This is a genomic window from Endozoicomonas sp. (genome assembly GCF_051008435.1).
Taxonomy (GTDB): domain Bacteria; phylum Pseudomonadota; class Gammaproteobacteria; order Pseudomonadales; family Endozoicomonadaceae; genus Endozoicomonas_A.
The window spans coordinates 1-7,909 of record NZ_JBPCXO010000177.1 but is presented as its reverse complement, the minus strand read 5'-3'; the positions used below and the strand labels follow the sequence as shown (position 1 = coordinate 7,909).

Here is a 7,909-nt window from a genome sequence, read left to right as displayed (position 1 = left end):
CGTAGTGAGGGTGTTGCACACATGTCTGATCCTTCAGAAATTTTGATCCTTATAAATCAATCGTCTCCTGAAGGCTATTTCTGTTGCAACCCCTCACTTTTCATCAGCCAACCTGTAAAAGCCCCCTTTATTTCAAATCAGAAACACTGAACCCCAGTTTCTTTTTTTGAATATGTAAAAAAGTCATACCTCCATCCAATCCGTTGATTTATATCAATAGCTTACAGAGCAATTACAAATAACATTCATTCCCGCACACAGACTGACTTTAACAATCAGTCGCTGATTGCTGTATCTATCCATTCCTGCCGCCGAATAAAAGTGTTTAAAAACACCCCTCCAGGCTCGATACCGCAGCTCATTTTGCTAAACACACATTAAGACCTTTGTAGTAATGAAAAAATCTCTGATTGCGAGTGCTATCCTTCTGGCCTCTTCTGCCGCCAATGCAGCCTGGACTTCTCCTGACGGCGGTACGTGCTCGCATCAACTACTACTTCTAATCAATAGATAAGTGTTGCTGAAGAACCGGAATCAGAAATGATTCCGGTTTTTTTATTACCAGTAGCCGGGAAGCAATCACCCAGCCTCAACAAGCTTTCTGATGCTTTTGATTGCGACTTAAGACCAAGGAACTAATCAACCGTCACCCCCTCTAATACCTATACCGCAAACATTCTGGACAAGGAGGTAGAGAGTGATTCAACAGGCCATTAACGCATCAGGGCTCAGCCACTTTCTTGATACTCCGGCAAAGCGTCATTGCGGCAGACTGGTGAGCGTATCCGCTCTAGGAGCCTGTCGGACTTAAGACTATTTCGGCCTAAATTCCAGAAAGAACGGCCCAATTATTCGAAGAATTCGATTAAATAGGTCAACTATTCTCACGAATCCATCAAATAATTCGACTCGTTCTACTGAAATTTATGCTCGAAAGCATAAGTCCGACAGGCTCCTAAGCCGCGCTCAGATAGCGTTTACCAAAAATCAACCGGTCCCGGATATCGGAAATATCCTGCCCTGTTTCCATCAATTCCTGATACCAGAGGCCATCGGATGCATCTCCATACAGCAGAGCGCCCTTCAGCTTGTTCCCACTGATGACCAGCTTGCGATAGATACCAACACCGGCAGCATCAATGATGATCTCTTCATCATTCTCTTCTGCGATAAACTGACCGCTGGAGAACAGATCAATACCATCGACTTTCAGGCTGGTAGGAATCGGAACCGGCTCAAACCGCTCGCCCGATGTCCCCAGCAAACGATGAACAGCCACTTGAGCATGACCATAAACCGGTGCTACCAGACCAAACAGATTGGTATTTAACTGCACGCACTCACCAATGGCCGTCACCGATGGATCAGAAGTTTGCATGCGGTCATTCACCAGAATCCCCCGGTCACATTCCAGCCCGGTTTCCCGGATCAATTCAACATTGGGGCGAACACCGGCCGTCACCACAACCAGAGAAGCTTTAAGGCATTCACCCTCTTTGAGCAGAACGCCAGTGACTTTTCCATCTTCGCCGGTATAGGAATCCAGCATGGCATTACAGCGGAATTCAATACCGATTTTTTCAAGAGCACTCTGCAAAAGCTTGCCAGCCTTTTCGTCCAGCTGACGAGCCATCGGAATGGGCATGGTATCAACCACGGTGACTTTCATGCCTCGTCTGGCAAGACCACTGGCACACTCCAGCCCCAGCAAACCGCCACCAATCACCACCGCCCGGGATTCAGGACTGGATGACGCAGTCAGCATCTGCTCAACATCATCCAGATTTCTGAAAGCCATCACGCCTTCCAGGTCCGCGCCGGCGACAGGAATTCGATTGGGAAGAGAGCCTGTTGCCAGAACCAGATGGTCGTAATCAAAGCTCTGCCCACCCTCAGTGGCGACCTTTTTCGATTCAAGGTCCAGATCACTGACCCGATAGTCACTGCCTGACAACAAACTGATTTTCTGATCCTGATACCAGGACTCTGGCTGAAGCTGAATACCCTGAAGATCGACACTGCCTGCCAGCAACTTCGATAACTGGATTCGGTTGTAACCCGGGCAGGGTTCTTCAGAAAGCACCGTAACCTGATACTGATGGTCACTCTGCTCAGCCAGCTTTTCAAGAAAGCGGACCGAGCCCATACCATTGCCTACCACCAGCAGCTTTCTCGTGGACGACTGACGACTACTTTCTACTGGCTGAGGGCTACTTTCTACTGGCTGAGGGCTCTTGGCCTGCAATGCCGCTGTCATATCAGGCTGCCTCTTCGGTAACCGATGTCAGTGACACCTGAACTTTCTGGTCCACCACTTCCACGGGGTAGACATTCAGCTCAACGCTCTCATCTTCAAGGCACTGACCGGTGCTTAATTCAAAGTGCTGTTTATAGATGGGCGACGCTACGACCAGTCGACCTTCCAGATCACCCACCAAGCCACGGGAAATAACATTAGCCTGACTGAAAGGGTCATGGTTATCCAATGCATAAACTCGGTCGTCTACTTTAAACAGGGCAATCTGAACGCCTTCGACCAGAGCACAAACTCCAAGATTAGGAATAAGATCACTCTCACTGCAAACGGTTGTCCAACCTTTATTGGCTGTAGGCTGAGTCATTGTTAAAGTCTCCTTTTCGTTTGTTTACAGCTGCTTCAGAGCAATTTTTTCATCATGAGTAGCCGGACGTATCTGATCACGCTCGGTCACAAACACTACGTTGCTGTCGCTTTTATCACTGTTAACAAATTGATTGAAACGCTTGAGCTTTTGAGGATCTTCGATCGTGGTTTTCCATTCGCACTGATAAGTGCCCACCAGATAGGTCATCTCATCTTCCAGCTCCTGGCAGAGTCCCAGGCTGTCTTCGATGATCACTTCACGCAGATAATCCAGTCCTCCTTCCAGGTTTTCCATCCACACGGAGGTCCGCTGTAGACGATCAGCCGTACGGATGTAGAACATCAGGAAGCGATCTATGGTTTTAACCAGGGTTTCGTCATCCAACTCTGTGGCAAACAAGTCAGCGTGGCGAGGTTTCATTCCACCATTACCGCACAGGTAGAGATTCCAGCCTTTTTCAGTGGCGATTACGCCCACATCCTTACTCTGGGCTTCCGCGCATTCACGGGTACAGCCGGAAACAGCCATTTTGATCTTGTGGGGAGAACGTACTCCCCGATACCTGTTTTCAACTGCAATCGCCATGCTGACGCTGTCCAATACGCCATAACGACACCAGGTACTGCCGACACAGGATTTAACGGTACGCAGTGATTTACCGTAGGCATGACCGGTTTCAAAACCGGCATCCACCAGACGCTTCCAGATTTCCGGTAACTGCTCTACCCGGGCACCAAACAAATCGATACGCTGGCCACCGGTAATTTTTGTGTAGAGATTAAAGTCGCGGCCCACCTCACCAATGGTGATCAACTTTTCAGGTGTAATTTCACCACCCGGCACTCTGGGCACAATGGAGTAAGTACCGTCTTTCTGCATGTTACCGAGGAAATAATCGTTGGTGTCCTGCACCTGGGCATGTTGATCTTTCAAGACATATTCATTCCAGCAGGAGGCCAGAACCGAACCAACGGTAGGTTTGCAAATATCGCAGCCACGCCCCTTGCCATGCTTTTCCAGAACTTCATTGAACGACTTGAGTTCACCCACACGAACCAGGTGGTAAAGTTCCTGCCTGGAATGAGGGAAGTGTTCGCAAATATCTTTTTTGACCTCAACACCCAACTCGGTCAGTTCATGATCCAGAACCTGCTTGACCAATGCTGTACAGCCACCACAGCCCGTACCGGCACTGGTTTCGGCTTTCAGCGCGCCCATGTCCATGCAACCACCGGCCACGGCACTCACCAGATCCCCTTTGCTGACGTCGTAGCAGGAACAGATTTGTGCGGTTTCGGGCAGTGCCGCTACACCGAGGCCACTTGAAGCAGAACCGTCGGTATGAGGCAGAATCAGTTCAGCTGGATTTTCCGGTGGACGCATGTCGTTCAACATCATCTGCAGCAGGTTGCCATACTCTTCAGCATCCCCTACCAGTACAGCGCCCAATACTTTTTTCTTGTTCTTGGACACCACCAGCTTTTTATAAACTTCTTTTTCTTCATCGATCAGCTGATAACTCAGGTTACCTTCAGTATTGCCATGAGCATCACCAATACTGGCGACATCCACACCCATGAGTTTCAGCTTGGTACTCATATCAGCACCGGTAAACGCATTACCGCTCTGACCGGTTAACTGGTTAACAACCACCTGACCCATTTGATAGCCCGGCGCTACCAGACCAAAGATGCGGCCACTCCAGAGGGCACACTCACCAATGGCAAAAATACGCTGATCCGATGTACGACAGTCGTTATCAATGACAACACCGCCACGCTCGCCCAGTTCCAGACCCGTGCTTTTCGCCAGTTCATCACGGGGACGTATACCGGCAGAAAAGAGCACAATATCGGTATTAAGTTGTTCGCCGTCGGCAAACTGCATCTGGTGAACGGCACCTTCGCCATCCACAATCTGCTGAGTGTTTTTAGAGGTATGAATGGTAACGCCCAGACTTTCAATCTTGCGCCTGAGCATGGCACCGCCACCATCGTCCACCTGAACCGCCATCAGGCGAGGGGCAAATTCAACAACGTGCGTTTCCAGCCCCAGATCTTTCAGTGCTTTAGCGGCTTCCAGACCCAGCAGACCACCACCGACAACGGCGCCCACTTTGCTGTTACGGGCCGCTTCTTTAATGGCCTCCAGATCTTCGATGGTGCGATAAACAAAACAGTTTTCGCGGTCATGTCCTGGCACGGGAGGCACAAAAGGATAGGAACCCGTAGCCAGTACCAGCTGATCATATTTTTGAGTGTTGCCGCTGGCCGTTTGTACCTCACAGGACTCACGGTCTATCGAAGTAATGGCTTCATTCAGAATCAGCTGAATACCTTCCTGTTCATAAAAGCCTTCAGACACCATAGAAAGGTCTTCTGCTGAGCGACCGCTGAAATACTCACTGAGATGAACCCGGTCATAGGCAGGACGGACTTCCTCACCAAACACCTTCACGTCGTAACGCTCAAGGCCACCTGCATCTACCAGCTTTTCCAGAAAGCGGTGACCAACCATGCCGTTACCGACTACCACCAGTGTTTCTTTCCTGCTCATCTCGGACATCCTCTTCTGTGTGAAGTATTCGACTGCGGTACCTGCATCTATGCAGCAAGCCGTCTCCACTCAAGACTTTGTTCTTAGAGACTGTTTGGAAAGCAGCCTCTTTTCTTGTTGCAGACTCTTATGCAACTGTCGTGCCCACTTTCAAAACCCTATAAACGCAGGGGTTTCTATAAAACCGTTTAAGACGCGTGCACAAAAATGGCGCACACAAGAAATAGCAGACAGCCAACAGGCACCTTTTTGGTGAGTATTTGCATAATTTGAGAAACTTAGCCCCTTTATATAAGGGAAGAGAAGACGCTTTTTTCATTAAAAACGAATAAAAATGCAGATCAAATCAGTGCATTGAGCAGGTTGGCCTGATGTTTGCCTATAGAGTTAAAAAATCGGCTCACATAAGAATTATCACAAACAAGGAGTTTGTATGAGCAATCCCGATTCCTTCAACCTGTTTTCCTTTACCGGGAAAACCAAGATTCTGCATCTCAGCTGGATTGCCTTCTTTATCAGCTTCGTGGTCTGGTTTAACCACGCCCCCTTAGCCCTGGCCATTTCAGAATCCCTGGGGCTGACCCGTGAAGAATTGAAGACACTGTTGATCCTCAACGTGGCACTCACCATTCCAGCCCGTGTCATTATTGGCATGCTGACCGACGTATATGGCCCCAGAAAAGTCTACTCCGGACTTTTAGCGATCTGCAGTATTCCCTGCTTTATGTACGCCTTGGCCGATGACTTCAATCAGGCAGCCATTGCCCGCTTCCTGCTGGGTAGCATTGGTGCCGGTTTCGTAGTGGGTATTCGTCTGGTGTCGGAATGGTTCCCTGCTCGTCAGCTGGGTGCAGCCGAAGGCATTTATGGTGGCTGGGGTAACTTTGGTTCAGCCGCTGCTGCCATGTCTCTGCCGACAATTGCCCTGATTTTCGGTGGCGACGACGGCTGGCGTTATGCCATCGGCCTGACCGGTGTTATTTCTCTGCTGTTCAGTGTTGTCTTTTACAAGAACGTCACTGACACCCCAAAAGGCTCTACTTACTTCCGTCCGAAGAATGTTGGCGCTATGGAAGTCACCAGCAAAGGCGACTTTGCCCTGCTGCTGATCATGAAAATCCCAATGTACGCGGCTCTTGCCCTGCTGGCCTGGAAGCTTTCTCCCAAGGGCGTTTCCATGTTGAGTGGCGAGATTGTTAATGCTATCTATATTGCTCTGGCTGCTATCTACCTGTTTGATTCCTGGAAAGTCTGGCAGGTTAACAAACACATTTTCTCCGAGCCTGTTCCTGCCATTCACCAGTATCAGTTCAAACAAGTGGCTGTTCTGAATGTGCTCTACTTCGCTACCTTTGGCTCTGAACTGGCGGTGATTTCCATGCTACCCCTGTTCTTCGCCGATACCTTTGAACTGGATCCGGTCATGGCGGGTCTGGTGGCTTCTGCTTACGCCTTTATGAACCTGATGTCTCGCCCGGGTGGAGGATTACTGAGTGACAAGTTTGGTCGCAAGATTACTCTGCTGGTTCTGACGGCAGGTCTGGCCGGTGGTTACTACATGATGAGTATCATTGATTCCAGCTGGCCTCTGGCTCTGGCTGTGGTGGCTGCTATGGCCTGCTCTTTCTTTGTGCAGGCCGGTGAAGGCGCAGTATTTGCTGCCGTACCATTGATCAAGCGTCGTCTGACTGGCCAGATTGCCGGTATGACCGGAGCCTATGGCAACGTAGGCGCAGTGTTCTACCTGACCGTTCTGTCCCTGGTCGACTACTCTACTTTCTTCATGGTTATTGCCGGCACAGCAGTGCTGGGCTTCATCACCTTGTTCCTGATGGAAGAACCCAAAGGCCAGATTGCCGAAGTGATGCCCGATGGCAGTGTCACCATGATTGACGTGACCTGACCAGATAACATCAGTGACCCTTAATGGGCCACTGATGTCTAACGGTTAATATCAAAATGTTTCTGACTATTTACTATGAAAATACCGCTACTTCAGGTTCTGTAGTCATTTTCATGGTTCGAGGAGAGCGGTATTTCCGGCTCATGGCTGTTTAACAATCAGTGCCGCTGCAATCCCTGCCAGGATATAGAGTCCACCCGTCGATCGATCAAACAGTAATAGACTCTTCTCAGTATTCAGCAGTGGCTTCACTGATTTCGCCAATAGCCCATAAAGAAGTTTGCACATCAGATCAACGACGACCCAGGTGATGACGATGATCACTATTTGCGGCAAAAGGTCCTGACCGCTTTGAATAAACTGCGGCAAGAACGCCATAAAGAAAATAATGTCTTTCGGGTTACTGGCTCCAAGCAAGAACGCTTTTTTAAACAAGCGGGTAAATTCAGGGGTCGTGTCAGCACCCATACCGTCACTGACTTTGGTGGGTTGGGTTATCGACTTTCTGATCGTTGTAACACCCAGATAAACCAGATACACAGCACCCAATACTTTCAGCAACATGAACAGATTTTCAGAAGCAGTAAGAAGAGCACCCAGACCTGTAGCGGAGATAATCAGGTAGAGTAACGAAGCAAACGTTCCCCCTAAAAAGGCCGGATAAGATCGAACAACCCCATGGCGCATGGCGTTAGACACCTTGACATCCTCCCCGCCCTAAAGGACGGGAATTCCTACAGCTAGACGGTCATGCCCGACCGCAAGAATGTTTCTTGCTGCGTTTACGTCACGCAGATGTTCAGCTCCGCACTCTGAACAGACCCAT

At 49.4% G+C, this 7,909-nt stretch carries 6 protein-coding genes; 1 reads left to right on the top strand and 5 read right to left on the bottom strand.

Annotation, left to right across the window (positions count from 1 at the left end; translation table 11 throughout):
- Window positions 1–955 precede the first annotated feature (955 nt).
- From ACR2PX_RS08700 to nirB, 3 genes are read right to left on the bottom strand one after another with little or no spacing between them, the layout of a single operon-like run.
- Window positions 956–2,257: an NAD(P)/FAD-dependent oxidoreductase gene (locus ACR2PX_RS08700; protein ID WP_433998968.1), complete on the bottom strand. Its 1,302-nt coding sequence runs from the start codon at window positions 2,255–2,257 to the stop codon at window positions 956–958.
- A gap of 1 nt (window position 2,258) precedes the next feature.
- Window positions 2,259–2,621 carry a nitrite reductase small subunit NirD gene (nirD, locus tag ACR2PX_RS08695; protein WP_433998967.1) on the bottom strand — a complete coding sequence of 121 codons (363 nt, stop codon included), beginning with the start codon at window positions 2,619–2,621 and terminating at the stop codon, window positions 2,259–2,261.
- A 24-nt stretch (window positions 2,622–2,645) separates the two neighbouring features.
- The gene (nirB, locus tag ACR2PX_RS08690; protein WP_433998966.1) at window positions 2,646–5,180 is read right to left on the bottom strand and encodes a nitrite reductase large subunit NirB; all 2,535 of its coding nucleotides are present in this window, start codon (window positions 5,178–5,180) and stop codon (window positions 2,646–2,648) included.
- A 433-nt stretch (window positions 5,181–5,613) separates the two neighbouring features.
- On the opposite strand from nirB, the gene ACR2PX_RS08685 reads away from it, so the two are divergent.
- Entirely contained in the window at window positions 5,614–7,083 is a 1,470-nt protein-coding gene (locus tag ACR2PX_RS08685) for a NarK family nitrate/nitrite MFS transporter (protein WP_433998965.1), read from the top strand.
- A 141-nt stretch (window positions 7,084–7,224) separates the two neighbouring features.
- Here the strand turns inward: ACR2PX_RS08685 and ACR2PX_RS08680 are convergent, their stop codons facing one another.
- Together ACR2PX_RS08680 and ACR2PX_RS08675 are read right to left on the bottom strand one after the other, a co-directional pair.
- Complete coding sequence (locus tag ACR2PX_RS08680; RefSeq protein WP_433998964.1) at window positions 7,225–7,782, bottom strand: LysE family translocator; 558 nt, start codon at window positions 7,780–7,782, stop codon at window positions 7,225–7,227.
- Between the two features lie 18 nt (window positions 7,783–7,800).
- Window positions 7,801–7,909, bottom strand: a 109-nt coding sequence (locus ACR2PX_RS08675; RefSeq protein WP_433997355.1) for a zinc ribbon domain-containing protein, incomplete at its 5' end; no start/stop codon positions are given.

Excerpts from the sequence above, each read along its gene's own strand:
- nirD (WP_433998967.1), bottom strand. The coding sequence starts at position 2,621 with ATGACTCAGCCTACAGCCAATAAAGGTTGGACAACCGTTTGCAGTGAG.
- ACR2PX_RS08700 (WP_433998968.1), bottom strand. The coding sequence starts at position 2,257 with ATGACAGCGGCATTGCAGGCCAAGAGCCCTCAGCCAGTAGAAAGTAGC.
- nirB (WP_433998966.1), bottom strand. The coding sequence starts at position 5,180 with ATGAGCAGGAAAGAAACACTGGTGGTAGTCGGTAACGGCATGGTTGGT.
- ACR2PX_RS08685 (WP_433998965.1), top strand. The coding sequence starts at position 5,614 with ATGAGCAATCCCGATTCCTTCAACCTGTTTTCCTTTACCGGGAAAACC.